The organism is Bacillus sp. SDLI1 (assembly GCF_001553895.1).
Taxonomy (GTDB): domain Bacteria; phylum Bacillota; class Bacilli; order Bacillales; family Bacillaceae; genus Bacillus; species Bacillus siamensis.
The window spans coordinates 3,897,286-3,918,809 of the sequence record NZ_CP013950.1 but is presented as its reverse complement, the minus strand read 5'-3'; the positions used below and the strand labels follow the sequence as shown (position 1 = coordinate 3,918,809).

Below are 21,524 nucleotides of genomic sequence, written 5' to 3'. Positions count from 1 at the left end.
ATGAATCCCTGCACAGAGGGCAAATAAGCCCCGCACCTCATCCATTTTTTTCATTTTATAAGCCGGATCTGCTGATTTTACGGTATTTTACGAAGCTTCCGATCCGCCAAATGCACAAATACACAAAAGCAAGCTCCATTGTTAAAACGGCAAATTCCGTCGCGTCAATGTTTTTGAAATATTGACTGAGCACGATACGGATCGCAATAATCGCGATAATGACATATTTAAAGTTTTTATTCCGCTTAGAGTACACAAAGCCGTCTTCCCGGATTTCATATGCGGTTTGCGACAGCATGATGGCGCCAAATACCGCGCCTAACAGCCCGGCGATGGCGAGCTCCCAAACAGCGGGAAGATGAAACGGCTTTCCCGGGATATTCATGAGCTGGCTGATGCTCAATGAAAAAATGACGGCGATAATCAAAAGCGGGAGAATGATGCCGAAGCCGCCGCCTTTAATCGGCCTGTTTCCCTTTTTTAATCTGAACCAAAAGATAAGTGCGATAATGATAATGACAAATAAAACGGTTGCCAATTGAACCAACGTTTTTACCTCTTTTCATTGTTGTAATCGGTCTTTTACACTATACCAGAGTGACCGCGGAAGTTCATATATGTATTTTTTCATGATTTACACATGAGAATTTTCATATACATAAAAAAACCCGCCTCCAAAAGGCGGGTTTTTCCGTCATTAACCTTCTACACGGACTTCTTTCATTTTGTCTCCGTTAGACATGTTTTTCGCATGCTCTAAACCGCTTGTCACTTTTCCGAATACAGTATGAACGCCGTTTAAATGCGGCTGCGGCTCATGTACGATGAAGAATTGGCTTGAACCCGTGTCTTTACCGGCATGCGCCATTGATAAAGAACCGGCTTCGTGCTTATGCGGATTGCCTTCTGTTTCACATTTGATCGTTTTTCCGCTTCCGCCCATGCCTGTCCCAGTCGGATCTCCGCCTTGGCTGACAAAGCCCGGAATCACGCGGTGAAAAATAACGCCGTCGTAGAAGCCTGTATTCGCCAGGTTTTCAAAGTTAGCGACTGTATTAGGCGCTTCATTCGGGTAAAGTTCAAATTCGATTCTGCTGCCGTTCTCCATTTCGATGTAACCAGTTTTCATTCTCATTCCTACTTCCATATGTTTTTTGTCAAAGCCTTCTTCAATATGAATTTCAATTGTAAGCCGGCTTTCTTTTTGATATTCTTTTGAAGGAAGATGCGTCTGCTCTTCTTTTCGCGGCTATTATACCACACCTTCAGCCGGAAAACGAATCTCCCCGCTTCCAAAGAAAGAAAATGAAACCAGAACAGCTTCACAGCCGTCTATGTAACGGAACTGCTTCACGCAGTCCCTCACAAACCGCTTCAAAACGGCATTTGTGAAAAGAAGGAGGTTAACCGCTTTGAAAAAAATGTGGATTGGATTGCTGGCGGCGGCCGCAGTATTGTGCACAATACCGAAAATCAGCCTGGCCGATGCCGCAGTCGGAGATGTTATCGTCACACTGGGGGCAGATCTGTCAAACGCAGACCGTCAGAAAGTGCTTGACGAATTAAATGTCCCTGATAACGCGACAAAGGTGACGGTCACTAATAAAGAAGAACATGAATATCTGGGAAAATATATATCGAATGCCCAAATCGGCACAAGAGCCATTTCTTCATCATCCATCACGGTGGAAAAGAAAGGGTCCGGACTTGACGTCCAAACCCATAATATTGATTCCATTACGGATGAGATGTACTTAAACGCCCTGATGACAGCAGGCGTGAAAGATGCAAAAGTATACGTGACGGCGCCGTTTGAGGTATCAGGAACCGCCGCATTGACGGGAATCATTAAAGCGTATGAAGTTTCATCAGACAAAGCGATTTCAGAAGACGTAAAACAGGTCGCCAACCAAGAGCTTGTCACAACTTCAAATCTCGGGGAAAAAATCGGAGATAAAAACGCCTCCGCGCTTATCGCAAACATTAAAGACGATTTCGCGAAAAATGGTGTGCCTGATACAAAAGAAGGAATCGGGAAAAAAGTCGATGATGCGGCATCAAACCTTAACATTACACTGACTGACGCTCAAAAAGACCAGTTAGTTTCATTGTTTAATAAAATGAAAAATGCCAAGATTGATTGGGGCCAAGTCGGCAATCAGCTCGATAAGGCAAAAGACAAAATCACAAAGTTCATTCAATCCGATGAAGGCAAAAGCTTTATTCAAAAAGTCATTGATTTCTTCGCTTCAATTTGGAATGCGATCGTGTCTGTATTTACAGGAGACAGCGGATCAGCTTCTTCAAACAGCTGAGACAAAAAAGAGACCGGACTCCATTGTCCCGGTCTCTTTTTTTATTTATTGTTTGACCCCCGTCTTAAACGGCAGATCCAGCTTTACGATGTCTTCATAGGTTTCCCTTTTAATGACAAGATGCGCTTCGCCGTCTTCCACAAATACGACGGCAGGCCGCGGAATGCGGTTGTAGTTGTTAGCCATGCTGTACCCGTATGCTCCTGTGCAGAAGACGGCGAGAAGATCGCCTTCTTTCACTTCCGGAAGTTCTATATCCCAGATGAGCATATCGCCGCTTTCACAGCACTTACCTGCGATGGACACCGTCGTGTCGTGGTGTTCTCCGATTCTGTTTGCCGAAACGGCTTCATATTTGGCCTGATAAAGCGCAGGACGGATATTGTCGCTCATTCCTCCGTCAACCGCTGCATATTTACGGGTGCCGGGGACTTCTTTTTGCGAGCCGATGGTATAAAGCGTCGTTCCGGCGTCGCCGACGAGCGAGCGCCCCGGTTCAATCCATATTTCCGGAATGTCAAAAGCATGCAGCGCTGCGTTTTCTTTTACCGCTTCGATTATTTTTTCAACGTAGACGGCAGGATGAAGAGGTTCATCCTCTTCCGTGTAGCGGATGCCGAAGCCGCCCCCTAAATTCAGCACTTCAGAAACGAAGCCGAAAGATTCTCTCCATTCACTCAGTTTTGCGAAGATTTTTTCGGCGGCCAGCACAAAGCCCGCCGTATCAAAAATTTGTGATCCGATGTGGCAGTGAACGCCGAGAAGATGGATATGGTCTGACTGCAGCACTTGCTCAATCGCCTTTTCTATTTGCCCGTTATGCAGATCAAAACCGAATTTGGAATCTTCCTGTCCGGTCGTAATATAATCATGCGTATGCGCCTCTACTCCCGGGGTGATCCGCAGAAGCACATCCATGGTGCGCCCTGATTTGCTGCACAGTTCCGCGAGTAAGGATATTTCATAAAAATTATCAACGACGATGCAGCCGATTTGATGATCGAGCGCCATTTTCAATTCTTCTCTGCTTTTGTTATTGCCGTGAAAATGAATCCGGTCAGCCGGAAAACCAGCCGAAACCGCCGTAAACAGCTCTCCGCCGGATACAACGTCCAGTGAGAGCCCCTCCTGCTCAGCAAGCTGTATCATTGCAACGGAGGAAAACGCCTTGCTCGCGTATGCGACCTGCGCTTTTAAATCCGCGTCAATGAATGCCTGTTTAAAGCTTTTAGCGCGCTCACGTATTAAAGCCACGTCATAAACATAAAGAGGCGTGCCGTAATGCTCCGCTAAATACAGGGCATCCACACCTCCGATTTCCAGATGACCTAGTTTGTTTTGTCTGCTTGTGCCATGTAAGAACAATGCTCATTCCCTCTTTCTGATCCGCATATGGGTGAAAAGGACAGCTTTTTTTGAGCTGTCCTTATACAAGTCCCGCATAAGTTAAGACATACAATATCATAATCTTCTGTCGGTTTCAATGCGATTATGAACCGCTTGGCTGTCTTTGACGGTCTTTCGGGTGAACAATGCTCGGTCTGACTTTCGCTCCCGGCACTGTCGTCCTGACAAGCACCTGCCACAGCGCCTTTCCGTTAAACGGTAAAAACGGCCATAAATACGGCGTATGAAACGAGCGGATACCCGCCATTAAAATCAGCAGCAATGTAAAGCCGATAACAAAGCCTTTTACTTTAAAAATGGCCACGAGCACCATTAAGATGAGACGTATCATTTTATTGGCGAGGCTGAGTTCATAGCTCGGCGTGGTAAATGATCCGATGGCGGCGATCGATACGTACAGAATCACTTCGGCGGAAAACAGCCCCACCGCTATGGCAATTTGTCCGATCAGCACCGCCGCTATCAGGCCCATAGCAGTCGATAAAGCGGTCGGCGTATGGATCGCGGCCATCCTGAGAAACTCAATCCCCAAATCAGCCAGAAAGATCTGCAGAATGATCGGAATGTGCGTATTTTTATTTAAGCCGATAAAATCCAATCTTTCAGGCAGAAGTGACGGGTCGAGAACAAAGAGGAACCAGATCGGAAGCAGAACAGTTGAAGCGATAATACCGAAAAACCTGATCCATCTTAAAAATGTTCCGACAGAAGGCGCCTGTCTGTATTCTTCCGCATGCTGAACGTGGTGAAAAATCGTTGTGGGCGTTATGATCACGCTCGGTGACGTATCGACGACGATAATGACGTGCCCTTCTAAAATATGATTGGCGGCCACATCAGGACGCTCCGTGTATCTGACCATCGGAAACGGGTTGTAGCCTTGTTTGACGATAAATTCTTCCACTGTTTTATCAGCCATCGTCAGTCCGTCAATGTCAATCGCATTCACTTCGTTTTCGACGATGCTGACAAGGTCCGGATCCGCGATGTCCTCTATATACACAATGGCAAGATCCGTTTTAGAACGCTCGCCGACTTTCGTAATTTTGACGCGGAGCCTTTCGTCTCTGATCCTTCTTCTGATTAACGCTGTGTTAATGACGATACTTTCGATAAATCCGTCTCTGGCCCCGCGAACGACCTTCTCTGTATCCGGTTCTTCGGGTGTGCGTCCGGGGTAATTTCTGACGTCAACGACGAAGGCGAAACCGGCGTCTTCTACGATAACGGCCACAAGTCCGGAAAGCACTTGATCCGTCGCTTCGTCGAGCGTTTTGACTTTTTGGACCTGCTGGTTCACAAGCCTGTTTTCAACAACATCAAGCGCTTCATCCGCGTTCTCGTCATAATTATTGACATCGACGAGCTGTTCTATTAAATGAATGATAAACAATGTATCGGTTAACCCATTGACAAAGTAAATCTGGACTTCCCGGTCTAATACTTGAACTTTGCGGACTCCGATATCGTAGCTCGTCCCCATACCGACGCGGTCTTTAAAAAATTGTTCATTTTTTCTAGGATCCCGGTATACCTTTATCATGTTTTCCGGTTTTTCCGGCATGATATTCGCTCCTTTCTAAAATGAATTCGACAGCCTTCATCGTGATCGGCGAGCCTTTGGATATGTCATCTTTTCTTCCCATTTTTCCTATATCGCCGATGCCCACAATGAGGGGAACGTCCAGTTTGTCAAGACAATACACCGTATCTCCGTTCATTCTGTGCTCGTCCATTTCTCTCATTCCGGTTTTATCGACGCCAAACTCCGTCACTTCTCCATCACGGTCAATGGAGACATCGACTTTTGTCCATTCAGCCTGATGGGTTTTAGAAGCGACCGCAATTACCCCAAGCACTTCAATGTCTTGATGTGAGGCGACATATTTCAGCGCCGTTTCGCCCGGCCCTTCCCCTTGCAGGCCGGAATCGTCAAACATGACAAACACCGGGTCATGCGGCGCGGCTTTAATCAGCTGAACGAGTTCCGGACCGGTTCTGGTTGACGGATTGCCTTTTGATTGGGAAATACATCGTCCGCCTGCTTTTTCCGCGGCATATTCAATCGTTTTGGCGGCGTATACGTCTCCGTCTGTCACAAGGATGACCTTCCGTTTCGTCATCAGACATTATCCTTTCGGTTTAAAAATAACGGCTACAAGAAATGCGAATAGAATCGCTGAAGATATACCGGCGGAGGTCAGTTCAAAAATCCCCATGCCGATTCCGATAAATCCATGCTCGTGAGCCTGATGCATGGCGCCGTGCAATAAGCTGTGCCCGAAGCTGACGATGGGAACCGTCGCGCCCGCGCCTGCGAATTCGATAAATTTATCATAAATTCCGAACCCGTCTAATAAGGTGCCGATGACGACAAAGGTTGTCATCACATGGGCGGGTGTCAGTTTAAAAATGTCCAGCAGCAGCTGACCGATAATGCATATGATTCCTCCGCAAACAAAAGCCCACAGATATTCCATTTATGATGCACCTCCCGCTCGCTCAAATACCACACCGTGGGCGATGGTCGGAATGGTTTCCTTCTGCTGAATCATTGTCGGACTTAAAAGCGCTCCTGTCGCGACAACGAGAACCCTGTTAAGAGAGCCCGATTTCAGTTGATTAAAGATATGTGTGTACGTAACGAGCGCGGAGCAGGCGCAGCCGCTTCCGCCCGCAAACACCTGCTGATCCGGCGTATAGATGAGAAGACCGCAGTCATCGTGTTTCGTTCCCGCGGGATAGCCTTCTTCCTTAAGCAAATCTTTTAAGATCGGCGAGCCTACGCCTGAAAGGTCTCCCGTTAAAATCAGATCGTAATCATCCGCCGTGCGGTTCAAATCCTTCAGGTGCTGTTTGATTGTATCGGCCGCAGCGGGCGCCATGGCTGAGCCCATATCAAACGGGTCTGTAATTCCGAGGTCGCTTACTTTTCCCACTGTCGCGCTTGTAATCCGGATATCAGAAGGGTTTTGGCTGATGATGACCGCCCCGCCCCCTGTGACCGTTGACGTGGCGGTATCCGGTTTTTGCCCGCCATACTCCGTCGGATTACGGAATTGTCTTTCAGCCGTCGCATTATGGCTGCTCGTCGCTGCAATCGCCCGGTTTGCAAAACCGCCGTCAATAAGCGCGGATGCGACGGCGACCGTTTCCATTGACGTCGAGCAGGCGCCGAACAGGCAGAGGAACGGAATTTTCAGATGTCTTGCGACGTAATTGGCCGTCACATTTTGATTTAAAAGATCGCCTGCGAGTAGCAAATCGATGTCGCTCTTTTTCAAATTCTGTTTTTGCAAAGCGGAGTTGATGGCATCTTCCATTAATTGACGTTCCGCCATTTCCCAGTTTTTCTGATTGCAATGCATTTCATCGTATGTTTTATCAAACAGCGAGCCGAGCGGGCCGTCTTTTTCTTTCGGTCCGGCTGCCGTTCCCGCCGCATTTATAAATAACGGGTTTTCAAACACCCAGGTTTGCTTTCCGGTCAATTTCATTTTTTCTCCTCCTATGAAAACAGTTTTTCACAAGCAAACCGTATCAGCCCTACGATATAGGCTGCCACGACGCCGAATACAATGACGTTTCCCGCCAGTTTAAACATGTTTGTCGCTACACCGAGCACAAGCCCTTCACTTCTGTGTTCCAGAGCCGCGCTTGTCATACTGTTTGCAAATCCCGTCACCGGCACGGCTGAACCCGCTCCGGCAAACTGACCGAGCCTGTCATAAATGCCGAATCCGGTCAAGAGGGCGGAAATTAAAATAAGAGTGGCGGACGTCGGGTTTCCCGCTGTTTTTTCATTAAAATTAAAAAAATGGATGTAAAAATCTTGAAGAGCCTGCCCGATCAGACAAATCAAACCGCCGATCAGAAAGGCTTTGACACAATTCCATACGTATGGCGGTTTCGGCTGATAGTCTTTCACTTTTGTTTTGTAATTTTCTTTTAAGTTTGTCACGTCTGTTCCTCCTTATGAATGATGGATAAAATACAGCCAATGAAATAATGAGCCGGCTATTTTGCCGAACACGATAGCCATCAGCAAAATGATGATTTTGCTCCCGAAACCGATCCGTTTGGCAAGAATGGGAAGCACGTTCAGCACTTCTGTAAGCGCCGCGGCCAGCATGCCGACAAACATGCCGGCCAGAAGTCCGACCGGAACGGCAAGCCATTCAGATAAAAAAAAATGATTCATATTTAAGGTTTCCCAGCCGCCGAACACCGCCCCGGAAATAACAGCTCCTTCGTAGGCCTGTACAAAGCGCATGGTTTTTGTCAGCTGCATAAGGCGGGGGATGATTCCCATAACGGTTAAAAAAGCCACAAAGCCCGCTCCCACGGTCAGCCCGCCGCCAAGCCCGACAAACATAACGAAAAGAATGCTAACGATCATGCAGATCTTTCATCGTCTCTTCGTTTTCGTGTATTGCGACATAATGATCGAGATCAAGCTGATAATTAAACATCTCGACCTCCAGCGGGCTTGGCTCTTCATTCAGGCGTTTTTTAAAGATGTGATTAAAAAAGACGATCATCCCGAGACCGAGGCCGATGCTGTACGGAATCTGAAGCAGGTACGGATACTCATTGCGCCTGCCCGTTATGATTTCATATAAGGCGATATGAACTTCTCTCATGCTGACATCTTCATGAAAATTCATAATGGCGAGACATGAACCGATAAAAAGCAGCAGCCAGACACCGACGAACAAAACGGCTGACAGCTGCTTTTTCTGGTAATGGATTTCCACTATCGTTTCAGCGCCGCCGACGGTCTGCACATCAAGAGCGGGAAAAGCGGTATGAATGGCCTTCAGCACTTTTATGATGTCCAGCACGACGATATTTTTGTCTTTTTTCGTGATCTGATACAGCGGCAGTGCCGACAGTTTTTTTTTCAGCTTTTGCTGCCCTGCGATCTGGGCGGCGTCACCGACTGTAATGATATCTCCGGTATGAGCCTTCACGCGGTGGCGAAGTCTGAGAAATATTCGTCTTTCCATCTTGCATCACCATCTTTCGGGTGGTTATATATGTAGTATGTGGTTCACTTTTGTTCTCATTCATCAGCGGCAAAAGACCATAAATTACCATTCAGGCGCAAATAAAAAAAGCCGGCCTGTAAAAGGTCAGCTTTCCGTATGATCCATCTGCACTTTAATCTGCTTCAATATTTTTTTCTCCAGCCTCGATACCTGAACTTGTGAAATCCCGAGCCGTTCGGCTACTTCCGACTGCGTCTGATCCTTGTAATACCTCAGATAGACAATGAGCTTTTCCCGTTCTTCCAAATCACTGATCGCTTCCTTGAGAGCGATTTTGTCAAACCATTTCTCTTCTGAATGATCGGCGATCTGATCGAGCAGGGTGATCGGGTCTCCGTCATTTTCATACACCGTTTCATGAATGGACGAAGGCGCCCGCACCGCTTCCTGCGCAAGCACCACGTCCTCCGCGTCAATCTCCAGGTGGTCAGCGATTTCCTGGACGGTCGGCACTCTTCCGTATGTTTTTGACAGTTCATCTTTCGCCCGGCGGATTTTATTGCCGAGCTCTTTTAAAGATCTTGATACTTTGACGGTTCCGTCATCCCGGATGAAGCGCTGGATTTCTCCGATAATCATCGGCACGGCATAAGTTGAAAAACGGACATCATAGGACAAATCGAATTTATCAACGGATTTTAACAACCCGATACAGCCGATCTGAAACAGATCGTCCGGCTCATAGCCCCTGTTTAAGAACCTTTGCACGACGGACCATACAAGACGCATGTTTTTTTCTATGAGGAGGTCTCTTGCCTGCTGGTCGCCCTCTTGGCTCTTTTTGATCAATTCTTTGACTTCATGGTCCTTGAGCTGCGCGTTTTTGCTGTTTTTCTTAACCTCCACATCCATAACAAATCTCCTTAATTACAAAGCGCTTTGCTTTTTGATAGGTGTTTTGTTAAGCGTATCGTCGTCCCCATCTCCGGCGAGGAATCAATCGAGACATCATCCATGAAGTTTTCCATAATGGTAAAGCCCATTCCGGAGCGCTCAAGCTCGGGTTTTGTCGTAAAGAGCGGCTGGCGCGCTTCCTCAAGATCCGTGATCCCGAGGCCTTCGTCACGTATGGTCAGATAGACGACATGATCCTTTAGGGTAACGGAGATGTACACCTTTCCGTCGCAGTTTTCTTCATAGCCGTGGATGATTGCGTTTGTTACCGCTTCTGATACGACGGTTTTGATTTCTGTCAGCTCGTCCATCGTCGGGTCGAGCTGCGCGATAAAAGAAGCAACCGCTACACGCGCAAACGATTCATTCTGACTGAGGGCTGAAAATTCAAGATGCATCTCGTTTTTCATGATGCCACCCCCAGCGTTAAAAGCGCTTTTTGTTCTGATTGTTCGAACCTGATGATTTTAAACAGGCCCGACATGTCAAACAGACGTCTCACCGCAGGCGAAATCGCGCACACGACCATTTCTCCGCCGAGCTGTTTAATTTGTTTATAACGTCCTAAAATCACGCCGAGGCCGGAGCTGTCCATGAAGGAAAGATCTTCAAGGTTCAGCACGATGTGACGGATGCCGTCAGCCTCCAGCGATTCAGCAACCTTTTGTTTTAATGATTCTGCCGTATGGTGATCGAGTTCACCAGTTAATCGAATACAAAGCACGGATTCTTTGACATGCAAGTCAATTCCAAGGCTCATGCTCATTCCTCCTTGATATGATCGGATAATGAGTGTTTCGATTTTCGGGAAAGCAATTCCTTCACTATGACAAAACTAGTGACCGTTCGCCACGATTATTTAAATTTTGTCCAATCTCCCATCGTCCGCTTCAGAAAAGTGAGAAAACCCGCTTTTTCCATGTCGTCTTTTGCCGTAACCGGGCTTTCAACGAGCACTTTTCCGTCTTTTTTCAGCACGAGGCTGCCTAGCACCTCCCCTTTTTTAACCGGGGCCGTTATATTGCTGTTGATTTTCACTTCTTTTTTTACTTTGTCCATGTTCTCTCCCTTTTTGGCTAGGAGGGAAATCGGTTCAGATGTGGTCAGCTTGATCAATTTCTGTTTTCCTTTTTTCACTTTTACCGTTCCGATGATTTGATTCCGTTTATACAGCGGGTGTGTTTTGAACTGGCTGAAGGCATAATCAAGCATTTTTGTCACTTGGGCATTTCTTTCTTTCGGAGTGCTGGCTCCGAAAACGACTGCGATGACCCTCATATTTCCTTTTTTAGCGGTGGCGGTTAAACAATACTTTGCTTCGCCTGTAAAACCCGTTTTCACGCCGTCAACACCCGGATAAAATTTGATCAGCCGGTTTGTATTGACGAGCCAGAACTTTTTGTCTGTGTTTTCTCTTAAATAATCTTCATACGTTCCCGTAAATTGAGTGATTTTATCATACTTCAATAATTCCTTCGCCATTTTCGCCATGTCATAAGCAGAGCTGTAGTGGCCTTTTTCAGGCAATCCCGTCGGGTTTTTGAAGGAGGTATCTTTCAATCCCAATTCTTTTGCTTTTTTGTTCATCTGATTGACGAAATCCTCTTCCGAACCGGCGATATACTCTGCCATCGCGACGGATGCGTCATTTCCGGAAGCTATCGCAATTCCTTTGAGCATTTCTTTTACCGTCATTTCCTCACCGGGTTCGAGGAAAATCTGCGATCCGCCCATGGATGCGGCATGCTCACTCGTCCTGACTTTATCGCTCATCTTAATGTTTCCTTTGTCAAGCGCTTCCATAATTAAAAGCATGGTCATGATTTTTGTCATGCTCGCCGGCGCCAGACGCTCCCGGCTGTTCTTGTTGTAAAGAATGTTTCCCGTATCGCGTTCAATCAGCACGGCGCTTTTGGCTTCATGAGCGAGCTCCGATGTATGTTTTCCGTCCGGCTTTGCAAAAGCGGACGGTGCTGATGCGGTTATTAAAATGCCAATCAACAAAGTGGATATAAGACGTTTCATCTCCAAAGCCCTCCATTTCATAATCCTTTTTATTTTTTCCAAGCCCGGTGGTTTTATACGCCTCATATGGAAAATGTTTCGTTTTGAGGACATAAAAAAACAGCTGCTTCCGAAGAAACAGCTGATCTATGCTGATTTAGTTTTGAGATCGTGCGACTACGGCTTTTACAAGCTTCAAAAAGCCGCCTTTTACTTTTTCCGTCATTTCCATTACTTCATCATGGGATAACGGCTGGTCAAGAATGCCGGCTGCCGCGTTGGAAATGCACGAGATGCCGAGCACGCGCATTCCCGCGTGGTTGGCGACGATGACTTCCGGCACGGTCGACATTCCGACAGCGTCAGACCCCATCGTTCTTAAAAACCGGACTTCAGCCGGCGTTTCGTAAGATGGCCCCGTAACAGCCGTGTACACACCTTTTTGAACAGCGATGCCAAGCTCAGCCGCCGTTTTTTCAGCCAAGCCTGAAAGCTCTTTGTCATAGGCTTCTGACATGTCCGGGAATCTGGCTCCGAATTCCGCTTCGTTCGGACCGATTAGCGGGTTGGTGCCCGTAAAGTTGATATGGTCGGTAATAATCATCAGATCACCGGCGCGGAAGTCAGTGTTGATACCGCCCGCTGCGTTCGTCACGATGAGAGATTCAATGCCGAGCGCCTTCATCACGCGGACCGGGAACGTTACCTGATCCATTGAGTAGCCTTCATAATAATGAAAGCGGCCCTGCATCGCGATGACCTGCACACCTTCAAGCGTTCCCATCACAAGCTGGCCGGCATGGCCTTCTACCGTTGAGACCGGAAAATCAGGGATCGTTTCATATGTAAGCTTGACAGCTCCTTCAATTTCATCAGCCAATACGCCGAGCCCTGAACCTAAAATCAGACCGATCTTCGGTGTTTCTTTCACGTGTTCTTTAATAAATGCAGCAGCACGTTCGATCTTTTGTTTCAAAAAAAGTCCCCCTACTGTAATCTTGATAAAAAGCTTTTTCCGTATTCCGGCTTTTCCGTTTTGAAATTATCCGCAATGGTGGCGCCGATATCGGCAAATGTATCCGCAAGCGGCAGCTGTTCAGTGTGTTTATGCTTTTTGCTGTAGACAAGAAGCGGCACATACTCCCGCGTGTGGTCCGTCCCGTGATGGACAGGATCATTGCCGTGATCCGCCGTGATGATGAGCAGATCGTCCTCTTTCATTTTTTCAAACACTTCCGGAAGCCTTGCGTCGAATTCCTCAAGCGCTTTTCCGTACCCTTCCGGATCACGGCGGTGTCCGTACAGCGCATCAAAATCAACGAGGTTGGCAAAGCTCAGGCCCGTAAAATCTTCACCGAGCGTTTCAATCACTTTGTCCATGCCATCCATGTTAGATACCGTGCGGCGGGAAGATGTGATGCCTTCTCCGTCGTAAATATCAGAAATTTTACCGATGGAAATGACGTCTAATCCGCTGTCTTTCATTCCGTTCATTACCGTGCGGCCGAACGGTTTGAGCGCATAATCATGGCGGTTCGGCGTGCGTTTGAAGCTGCCCGGTTCTCCGATGAACGGTCTTGCGATAATCCGGCCGACCATGTACTTCGGATCAAGCGTCAGTTCTCTGGCTGTTTCACAGATGCTGTACAGCTCGTCAAGCGGAACGACATCTTCGTGAGCCGCAATCTGCAAAACGGAATCTGCTGATGTATAAACGATCAGTGCACCCGTTTCCATATGTTCTTTTCCAAGCTCGTCCAGAATCGCCGTCCCTGAAGCCGGCTTATTCCCGATGATTTTGCGTCCGGAACGCTTTTCAAGTTCCTGAAGAAGCTCATCCGGAAATCCTTCCGGGAATACTTTAAACGGTTTTTCAATGTAGAGGCCCATAATCTCCCAGTGCCCCGTCATCGTATCTTTTCCGTTTGACGCCTCCTGCATTTTACCGTAGTACGCCAGAGGCTGCTCCGTTTTTTCCACACCCTTAATGTCTCCGATTAGTCCGAGACCGAGCTGTGCCATATGGGGCATATGTAAACCGTTCATGTGCTCTGCGATATGTCCGAGCGTATTTGCGCCTATATCATTAAAATCGGCGGCGTCCGGCGCTTCACCGATTCCGACCGAATCCATTACGATCAAAAACACACGTTTATATTTGTATTCAGACATCATAAAAGCCTCCTTTTCTTCCATCTGTCCATTTTAGCTTACAGAGGTCAGACAACTCAAGTATAAACCGTTTACATTCTTGTTGACAATGCCTATTCAAATAATAAGAACCTTCTCTGTATTCCGCCAATCGGACAGAAAAAAGCCGCGGCACCTTTGCCAGCGGCTCCTAGGCGCGCGGATGATACTGCTTGTACACGTCCTTCAGCCTTGTTTTCGTCACATGCGTGTAAATTTGCGTCGTGGAAATATCGGCATGTCCGAGCATCTCCTGCACGGCGCGCAGATCCGCCCCGTTTTCAAGCAGGTGCGTTGCAAAAGAGTGCCGGAGCGTGTGCGGTGTTAGTTCTTTTTTAATGCCTGCCTCAAGGGCGATTTTCTTCAGGTTTTTCCAAAATCCCTGACGGCTGATCTGCCTGCCGTGATGATTCAGAAAAAGCGCTTCGGTCACATTTTTCTTTAATAATTTCCCTCTGGCTTTTTCGATGTATGCTTCGATCGCATGGGAGGCGGCTTCACCGATCGGCACAATCCGCTCTTTCCGGCCTTTTCCGAAGCAGCGGACAAATCCCATCGTCAAATGAACGTCAGATAATTTCAGCTCAATCATCTCGCTGACCCTGATGCCGGTTGCATACAGCAATTCGAGCATGGCTTTATCCCTGAGACCGAACGGGCTGTCAAGCTTAGGCGTGTCCAATAACCGCTCTACTTCGTTCAGCGCCAGCACTTTTGGGAGGGCCCGCTCTGTTTTTTGTGTTTCAATATGTACCGAAGGATCTTTATCCGCGGCTTTCTCCCTTAACAGAAATTGATGAAAAGACCGGATTGACGCCAAATGCCTGGCAGACGTCTTCCCTGATTTCCCCGAATCCTTCAAATGCTTTAAATATTGAATAATATGAAGACGGGTCACATCATTCCAAGAAGTGATCTGAAGGGTTTCAGTTAAGAATAGAGAATAACTTTTCAGATCACGCTCATAGGACATCATCGTATTTTGGGACAGCCCTCTTTCAACCCTCACATAATGGATGAAATCCTTAATTTGATCCTTCACTCTTGATCTACTCCCCGTTTTGGTAAAAAAAGATCAACCGGCCGAACCAGCCGTCCTTCTCCTCATGTTCCGTTTTGGCCACTTTGACGGCGGAGCCTTCCGGTTTATCGTACCGATGATAGTTTTCATACTCTGAATTCACCCATATCATAGCATAATAGAACAGCGCGGTAAAACCTGTGAACAGAATAAACACTTTGATCGTATCCGCGGCTGTTTTTAGGAATCTGCCCATCTTTCGATCGATCCTTTCTTTGGCGGCTGTTAGTACACCTTATGCCAATTTCAAAGGCTTTTATACATAAAAACAGCAAAAAACCCTTTCCTGGCAGAAAAGGTTCATAGGCTTTTATTCTGTTTCATTCCCGCCGCAGCGGTGGCAGATTCCGTGAAAAGTCAATCTATGATCTTTAATTTTAAATTTCCAATCACGTTCAATCACTTCTTCAACGTCTTCAAGCAGATCTTCTTCAATTTCATCGACGGCTCCGCACTCCATGCACACCAGATGATGATGGAAGTGGGCCGCGCCCTCTTTGCGAAGGTCGTAGCGGGATACGCCGTCCCCGAAGTTAATTTTATCAACGACTTTTAATTCTGTTAATAATTCTAATGTACGATATACTGTAGCGAGACCAATTTCAGGAGATTTCTCTTTTACGAGGAGGTATACATCTTCTGCGCTTAAATGGTCTTCTTCATTTTCAAGCAGCACTCTTACCGTTGCTTCACGCTGTGGCGTAAGCTTGTAGCTTGACGAGTGCAGCTGCTTTTTAATTCGATCAATACGGTTTTCCATGTCTTTCCCTCCTACGCCGCATTCCATGACCCATTATAACAAAATACGCGCAGAGTTCCAACTATAATTATTACAAACTGATAAATAAAAGTATTATTTTGTGATAATTATTCTAAAAGATCCGTGATGAAAGCTTTTCCATAAACAGCGGAGACACATATGCTTCCAGCAGTGAAGCGATGACCGAGAAGAAAATGATGAGAATCAGCACGAAGGCGTAGCGTCCGAACCATTGGATCGGCGTGTCGTGGAGGCTTCGTTTGACAAACAGCTGCCGGATCAGTTTCAGCGAAAAAGCGATAGAGCATGTCCCCATGATAAGGTATGCCGGAATGAGAACGATGTTTTGCGGCAGCACCGAGATGAAGGACAGGAAAAATCCGTTCATCCCCATTTGATTCACTAAAAATCCGACCGTAAAACCGACGACGATTCCTTTCAAAAACACCATGATGAAAATCACCGGGAGACCGATTACGGAAATACCCAGAATCCACATCAGTCCCAAATATTTCACATCATGAAAGACGGCCTGCCAAAACATGTCTGAGGCGCCGGCATGTTTTCCGTCAGACAGCTGTCCGAAAAATTTGCTTAAATAATAATACAAATCTTCTTTCTGCGTGATTGTCATGCTGTTGACAATGATCGCGCCGAAAATGACACCCATTAAAAACAAGACAAACACAAATATATAAAGTGACAGATGATCCTTCATATGGCGAAAAAACAGTTCTTTGTACGATTGTTTCCTCATACCGCTTTCCTCCCGCTAATCTATTGACTTGATTTAGTAGATTGTATGAAAGAAAAGAGAAAACATGACAGAGAAATCATAGAAAGGCTCCGAGATTCCGGCAAAAAAAAGAATCCCCGCCATCACTCCGGTGATCATGGGGATTCCTTTTTTTATGCTTTATTCTCTCCAGCCTGTCTTTTTTGGTTTTTGTCACTCTTTCATGCGTGCTGAAGGACGGCGCCGCCCCCCTTGATAAGACTGCGTCACGCATCCCGTTTCTTCTGAGATGCTCCCGCAATTTTTTCGCTTTGCTTTTCGCCATGTGCCAATCGCTCCTTTTCGCCTTTTCTCTATCATAACAAAAAAAGCCAGATGTGTTCATGAATACGGCTCATGTTTCGACCGGTAAGCGCGCAGAGATGTTTTGGCAGATGAAAAACTCCCCATTGCGGCGTATCCGTAAAAGAATCCCATAAAACTCCCCTCATACACGTGTTCGTGGTGACCGAAAACGATAGACACAATATTTCCGACAACAAGGGCAATCGTGGGAACGAATATGCCTGGAACCCTGCAGAACACTTTGATCAGCTGTGTGACGCATAAGACGACCGGCACGCCGATCACAGCATCCCAAATATTTGTATGGATCAGCGGAAAATAATCCACATTGACACCTCTTTATTCCGTCTTTTGCTATTTGTTAGCCTGCCAAAGAATTCCGCTTCCTATTCATGATAAAAAAAGCACCGGATACATATCCGGTGCTGTGAGCGTTATTTATTTTCCCGCCGCGGCCCGCTCTACAGCTGCCGATACGGCCTGATGCACGTCCGCGTCCAAAGGCTGAGGCACAAGATCACCGTGTTTCGTACAAGAAGCGATGGCTTCAGCGGCCGCCACAAGCATTCCATGGTCAATTTTCTTGCTTTTGGCGTTCAGCGCGCCGCGGAAAATACCCGGGAAGCCGAGAACATTATTGACTGAACGGCCGTCGGCTGCATAAGCGGCTCCGGCCTGCAGCGCCTCTTCCGGTTCAATCTCCGGCTTCGGATTAGATAAAGCCAGAATGACTTGTCCTTTTCTGACATCCTCTTTTTTAATGAGCCCCGGAACTCCTGTGGTGCTGATCACAATGTCACACGTGTCCATTAAATCTTTAATGCTTTCAAGCGGCTGACCTCCGTATTGAGCGAGGCGGTTCATTGCTTCTTCTGACTTGTCCGTTCCGCAGACCGCTTTGACTCCGTATGCCATAAACATGCGGCAGATGGCGACGCCCGCCGCGCCAAGACCGATCTGGCCGACTTTCGCTTCTTTTAAATCAAGACCTGCGCTTTTACAAGCGGAAATGGCGGCGGCGAGAGTGACGACCGCCGTGCCGTGCTGGTCGTCGTGCATAACCGGAATGTCCAATTCTTCCTTCAGGCGGTCTTCAATGTCAAAGCAGTGAGGCGAACCGATATCTTCAAGCAGAATTCCGCTGAATCCCGGAGAAATATGTTTTACCGTGCGGATGATTTCTTCCGGATCAGAGGTGTCAAGCAAAATCGGAATACCGCTGATGCCTGCCAGCTGGTCAAAAAGCGCTGCCTTCCCTTCCATTACGGGCATTCCGGCGACAGAGCCGATGTTGCCGAGACCGAGAATCGCCGTTCCGTCGGTGACAATGGCGACAGAATTGCTGATGGTCGTATAGATGGATGCTTTTTCAGGCTCGCTTTCGATCAGTCTGCACACATCGGCCACGCCCGGCGTATAAACACGGCCAAGCTCAGCCAGTGTCCGGATCGGCATTTTGCTTTTCATCTGAATTTTTCCGCCTTCATGAGCAGAGAGCACTTCATCTGAGACGGTATGAAGGCGGATGCCTTCACCGAGAGCTTCAATGGCTTGAATGATTTCCTGCAGCTGCTCATCATTTTCAGCCTGCACCGTAATGTTGCGCATGGTGTAGTTCGGGCCGACTTTAACGGTTTCAACTTCTCCGATATCTCCGCCCATCACTCCGATGGCCGTTGCCACTTTTCCCAGATTTCCGGGAACAGTCGGCGTTTCTATCATTAACGTCCGAATCATATGCTTTGTAATCATAAAATAACCCCCCTAACCCAGTTTTTGAGATTGCAAGGATTTTTCTTTCGTGTACCAAATGAATTTACCCGTGTATCCGTACAATATGGCCAGTCCGATAGATACAAAACTGAGCCACATGAACGGCAGATAAGAAAACGTTGAGACGCCGAGAATGCCGGCCATATAGATGCCGTTGTCAGACCATGGCACCATCCCTGAAGTAAGCGTGCCGCCCACCTCGGCATTCCGGGATAAAATTCTTCTGTCAAGTTTCAGTTTATCATAACTGTTCTCCATAATTTTCGGCGTCAGTATCAATGACACATACATCGCACAGCCGAAAATGTTTGCTAAAAGGGCGACGATCAGCGTCGAAAGCGTTACATTTCCCGGTGTGGTCAGTTTTTTCTCAAAAGTTGAGACAATCACTTTTAATACGCCGAGCTTCTCGAGAATTCCTCCAAAACCGAGACCGAAAAGAATAACGACCAACGTATCCAGCATGCCGGTGATGCCTCCGCGGTTTAACAGGCCATTTAAAAATTCGACGTCCGTTTTAATGGAAAAACCATTGTAAGCAGTCGCGAGGGCACTGGCAAAATTCATTCCCTGAAAAACAGAAGCCCAGATGGCGCCAAGCAAGGCACCGATGACGATGACGGGCATAGACGGCTTTTTCAAAATCAGAAGGACGACGACGACAACCGCCGGGATAAGCATCCATATATGAATATCAAACGTTTTCTGCAATGCAGACTTTAAAAATTCCACTTTATCAAGATCAATATTTTTTCCGCCGTATATAAATCCCGTTACGGTAAAAAGAATGGCCGTAATGATATAGGACGGAATGGACAGATACATCATCGCTCTGACGTGTGACAGCACATCCACCTTAGAAAGCGTGGAGGCAAGCACCGTACTGTCAGACAGCGGTGAAAGCTTGTCCCCGAAGTAAGCGCCGGACAAAACGGCCCCCGCTACGATTGGAAGCGGTATGCCCATTCCCTCTCCGATGGCAATCATGGCGATTCCCGCCGTTCCCACGGTTCCCCAGGACGTCCCGGTCGCAACGGACATAACGGAACAAATAACCAATGTAGCAAGCAGGAACACATGAGGATTAATAAACTCTAAACCATAATAAATTAACGTCGGCACAACGCCGCCGGCAATCCATGTCCCGATAAGGGCACCAACTGAAACTAGGATCAGAACGGCTTCAAGACCGTTTGATATCCCGGTGACAATGGATGACTGCAAGTCTTTATATGAATGTCCCAGCCTGATTCCGAGAATAATAGCGATAAACCAGGATATAAAGAGAGCAAGCTGGATCGGCAGGTCTAAAAACACTGTGAATGACAAAACAAGCGCTAAAAACCCGAATAATAAGATAATAATTTCCAATAAATTTGGCAATCTGACCTCTTTCACAAAAAAATCCCCCTAGAAGAAAAAGCTAAAACGCTTTCATCAAATGATATAACAAATTATACTATACTTCCTCATCCCTTTGTATGGCAACCGCCTATTCACTGAAAAACGTGAAAAGGCGGCTGTTGTTGCTTCAAAATTTATTTTTCTAAAAGATCTTTTCCGGCAATCCCCGGTTTTGTCATTTCATACGGATTCAAAATGATATCCAATTCTTCTTCTGTCAGTACATCGTTTTGGAGACAGAGATCTCTTACAGATTGCCCCGTCATGATTGCTTCACGGGCAATTCGCGCAGCTGCCTCATATCCAAGGTGCGGGTTGACCGCTGTAATAACGCCGACGCTTTTTTCCACGTATTGCTTCAGGCGTTTTTCGTTGGCTTCAATCCCCGCCAGACAATGATCGGTAAATGATCGGAAACCGTTGTTCATAATACTGATAGATTGAAGCAGGTTAAATACGAGCACCGGCTCCATTACGTTAAGCTCCAGCTGGCCCGCTTCTGAAGCGAGGCAGATTGTATTGTCATTCCCAATGACCTGGAAGGCGATTTGGTTAATCAGCTCTGCCATTACAGGGTTGACTTTCCCCGGCATAATGGATGATCCCGGCTGACGGGCGGGCAGTGAAATTTCCGCAAGTCCCGCGCGCGGACCTGAGGCCATTAAGCGCAGATCGTTGGCGATTTTAGACATATTCATCATGCATACCTTCAACGCGGCTGAAACTTCCGTATAAGCATCAGTGTTTTGAGTGGCATCAACCAAATGGCCGGCGCCGACAAGAGGCAGTCCGCTGATGTCAGCCAGGTGCTTTACAACCTGTTCTATGTAGCGCGGATCAGCGTTAAGTCCCGTACCTACAGCCGTTGCTCCCATGTTTACTTCATACAGATGCTGGCGGGATTGTTTAATTCGCTTTATATCACGCTCAAGCACGCGGCTGTATGCTTCAAATTCCTGTCCGAGACGGATCGGCACAGCGTCCTGAAGGTGTGTGCGTCCCATTTTAATGACAGAATCAAATTGTTTCGCTTTATCTTTAAAGACACTCAGCATATGCGCCATTGTATCAAGGAGCTTATCCAGAAGTTTTAAGGTAGAAATATGAATCGCCGTCGGAAACACATCGTTTGTCGATTGTGACATATTGACATGTGTGTTTGGGCTGAGATGAATGTATTCACCTTTTTTATGTCCCATGATTTCAAGCGCTCTGTTGCCGATTACTTCGTTGGCATTCATGTTCATGGACGTTCCGGCTCCCCCTTGGATCGGATCGACGATGAATTGGTCATGCCATTTACCCTCAAGAATCTCGTCTGCGGCCTGGACAATCGCGTTGCCGATTCCTTCATAGAGGCGCTTTACATCCATATTGGCAAGCGCCGCCGCTTTTTTGACGATTGCGAGCGCATTAATCATTTCTTCATGGATGCGGTAGCCGGTAATCGGAAAGTTTTCTTTCGCGCGCAGCGTTTGGATTCCGTAATACACATCAGCTTCAATTTGTTTTTCTCCGAGGAAATCTTTTTCCTGACGATATTCTTTTTGCGCGTTTGTCATGC

26 protein-coding genes are annotated in these 21,524 nt (G+C 47.1%); 1 reads left to right on the top strand and 25 read right to left on the bottom strand.

The window, feature by feature from the left end; all coding sequences use genetic code 11:
- Positions 1-55 precede the first annotated feature (55 nt).
- Together AUL54_RS19095 and AUL54_RS19090 are read right to left on the bottom strand one after the other, a co-directional pair.
- On the bottom strand, positions 56-547 hold the full coding sequence (locus tag AUL54_RS19095) for a CcdC protein domain-containing protein (RefSeq protein WP_060964862.1): 492 nt from the start codon (positions 545-547) through the stop codon (positions 56-58).
- Between the two features lie 150 nt (positions 548-697).
- Positions 698-1,129, bottom strand: a complete 432-nt coding sequence (locus AUL54_RS19090; RefSeq protein WP_038463262.1) for a peptidylprolyl isomerase — start codon at positions 1,127-1,129, stop codon at positions 698-700.
- Positions 1,130-1,412: 283 nt separating this feature from the next.
- Here AUL54_RS19090 and AUL54_RS19085 point away from each other — a divergent pair, with 283 nt between their 5' ends.
- A complete protein-coding gene (locus AUL54_RS19085; protein WP_060964861.1) occupies positions 1,413-2,315 on the top strand; it encodes a DUF1002 domain-containing protein in 903 nt (300 codons plus the stop codon).
- A 45-nt stretch (positions 2,316-2,360) separates the two neighbouring features.
- On the opposite strand, the gene lysA is transcribed toward AUL54_RS19085, so the two are convergent.
- From lysA to aspA, 23 genes are all read right to left on the bottom strand, one after another.
- The gene (lysA, locus tag AUL54_RS19080) at positions 2,361-3,680 is read right to left on the bottom strand and encodes a diaminopimelate decarboxylase (RefSeq protein WP_060964860.1); all 1,320 of its coding nucleotides are present in this window, start codon (positions 3,678-3,680) and stop codon (positions 2,361-2,363) included.
- 124 nt (positions 3,681-3,804) lie between these two features.
- Entirely contained in the window at positions 3,805-5,286 is a 1,482-nt protein-coding gene (locus tag AUL54_RS19075; RefSeq protein ID WP_045925497.1) for a spore germination protein, read from the bottom strand.
- Positions 5,240-5,848, bottom strand: coding sequence for a stage V sporulation protein SpoVABEA (locus tag AUL54_RS19070; RefSeq protein ID WP_101605449.1), 609 nt, complete (start codon positions 5,846-5,848; stop codon positions 5,240-5,242). Before AUL54_RS19070 ends, AUL54_RS19075 begins: the two co-directional genes overlap by 47 nt.
- 3 nt (positions 5,849-5,851) lie before the next feature.
- Positions 5,852-6,202: a stage V sporulation protein AE gene (spoVAE, locus tag AUL54_RS19065; RefSeq protein ID WP_045510891.1), complete on the bottom strand. Its 351-nt coding sequence runs from the start codon at positions 6,200-6,202 to the stop codon at positions 5,852-5,854.
- Positions 6,203-7,219, bottom strand: a complete 1,017-nt coding sequence (gene spoVAD / locus AUL54_RS19060; protein WP_016939156.1) for a stage V sporulation protein AD — start codon at positions 7,217-7,219, stop codon at positions 6,203-6,205.
- Positions 7,220-7,230: 11 nt separating this feature from the next.
- Entirely contained in the window at positions 7,231-7,683 is a 453-nt protein-coding gene (spoVAC, locus tag AUL54_RS19055; RefSeq protein WP_007612334.1) for a stage V sporulation protein AC, read from the bottom strand.
- 12 nt (positions 7,684-7,695) lie between these two features.
- Positions 7,696-8,121, bottom strand: coding sequence for a stage V sporulation protein AB (locus AUL54_RS19050; RefSeq protein WP_007409413.1), 426 nt, complete (start codon positions 8,119-8,121; stop codon positions 7,696-7,698).
- The gene (locus tag AUL54_RS19045) at positions 8,111-8,731 is read right to left on the bottom strand and encodes a stage V sporulation protein AA (protein ID WP_016939157.1); all 621 of its coding nucleotides are present in this window, start codon (positions 8,729-8,731) and stop codon (positions 8,111-8,113) included. Before AUL54_RS19045 ends, AUL54_RS19050 begins: the two co-directional genes overlap by 11 nt.
- A 126-nt stretch (positions 8,732-8,857) precedes the next feature.
- Positions 8,858-9,625, bottom strand: coding sequence for an RNA polymerase sporulation sigma factor SigF (gene sigF / locus AUL54_RS19040; protein WP_003153348.1), 768 nt, complete (start codon positions 9,623-9,625; stop codon positions 8,858-8,860).
- 11 nt (positions 9,626-9,636) lie between these two features.
- Positions 9,637-10,077, bottom strand: coding sequence for an anti-sigma F factor (gene spoIIAB / locus AUL54_RS19035; protein ID WP_060964858.1), 441 nt, complete (start codon positions 10,075-10,077; stop codon positions 9,637-9,639).
- A complete protein-coding gene (gene spoIIAA / locus AUL54_RS19030; RefSeq protein ID WP_016939160.1) occupies positions 10,074-10,427 on the bottom strand; it encodes an anti-sigma F factor antagonist in 354 nt (117 codons plus the stop codon). The genes spoIIAB and spoIIAA overlap by 4 nt, the downstream gene beginning before the upstream one ends.
- A gap of 95 nt (positions 10,428-10,522) precedes the next feature.
- A complete protein-coding gene (locus AUL54_RS19025) occupies positions 10,523-11,692 on the bottom strand; it encodes a D-alanyl-D-alanine carboxypeptidase family protein (protein WP_045925499.1) in 1,170 nt (389 codons plus the stop codon).
- Positions 11,693-11,828: 136 nt separating this feature from the next.
- A complete protein-coding gene (locus AUL54_RS19020) occupies positions 11,829-12,647 on the bottom strand; it encodes a purine-nucleoside phosphorylase (RefSeq protein ID WP_060964857.1) in 819 nt (272 codons plus the stop codon).
- An 11-nt stretch (positions 12,648-12,658) separates the two neighbouring features.
- Entirely contained in the window at positions 12,659-13,843 is a 1,185-nt protein-coding gene (deoB, locus tag AUL54_RS19015; RefSeq protein ID WP_016939163.1) for a phosphopentomutase, read from the bottom strand.
- Positions 13,844-14,012: 169 nt separating this feature from the next.
- Positions 14,013-14,903: a site-specific tyrosine recombinase XerD gene (xerD, locus tag AUL54_RS19010; RefSeq protein ID WP_045925501.1), complete on the bottom strand. Its 891-nt coding sequence runs from the start codon at positions 14,901-14,903 to the stop codon at positions 14,013-14,015.
- Between the two features lie 7 nt (positions 14,904-14,910).
- Complete coding sequence (locus AUL54_RS19005; protein WP_003153331.1) at positions 14,911-15,138, bottom strand: YqzK family protein; 228 nt, start codon at positions 15,136-15,138, stop codon at positions 14,911-14,913.
- 114 nt (positions 15,139-15,252) lie between these two features.
- Positions 15,253-15,702, bottom strand: coding sequence for a ferric iron uptake transcriptional regulator (fur, locus tag AUL54_RS19000; RefSeq protein ID WP_016939165.1), 450 nt, complete (start codon positions 15,700-15,702; stop codon positions 15,253-15,255).
- Positions 15,703-15,814: 112 nt separating this feature from the next.
- Entirely contained in the window at positions 15,815-16,459 is a 645-nt protein-coding gene (spoIIM, locus tag AUL54_RS18995; RefSeq protein ID WP_016939166.1) for a stage II sporulation protein M, read from the bottom strand.
- Positions 16,460-16,535: 76 nt separating this feature from the next.
- On the bottom strand, positions 16,536-16,763 hold the full coding sequence (locus AUL54_RS18990) for a hypothetical protein (protein WP_060964856.1): 228 nt from the start codon (positions 16,761-16,763) through the stop codon (positions 16,536-16,538).
- Between the two features lie 56 nt (positions 16,764-16,819).
- Complete coding sequence (locus AUL54_RS18985) at positions 16,820-17,110, bottom strand: hypothetical protein (protein ID WP_060964855.1); 291 nt, start codon at positions 17,108-17,110, stop codon at positions 16,820-16,822.
- Positions 17,111-17,221: 111 nt separating this feature from the next.
- Positions 17,222-18,535 carry an NAD-dependent malic enzyme gene (locus AUL54_RS18980; RefSeq protein ID WP_060964854.1) on the bottom strand — a complete coding sequence of 438 codons (1,314 nt, stop codon included), beginning with the start codon at positions 18,533-18,535 and terminating at the stop codon, positions 17,222-17,224.
- 12 nt (positions 18,536-18,547) lie between these two features.
- Complete coding sequence (gene nhaC / locus AUL54_RS18975; protein WP_060964853.1) at positions 18,548-19,954, bottom strand: Na+/H+ antiporter NhaC; 1,407 nt, start codon at positions 19,952-19,954, stop codon at positions 18,548-18,550.
- Positions 19,955-20,094: 140 nt separating this feature from the next.
- Positions 20,095-21,522 carry an aspartate ammonia-lyase gene (aspA, locus tag AUL54_RS18970; RefSeq protein ID WP_003153322.1) on the bottom strand — a complete coding sequence of 476 codons (1,428 nt, stop codon included), beginning with the start codon at positions 21,520-21,522 and terminating at the stop codon, positions 20,095-20,097.
- Positions 21,523-21,524: the final 2 nt, after the last annotated feature.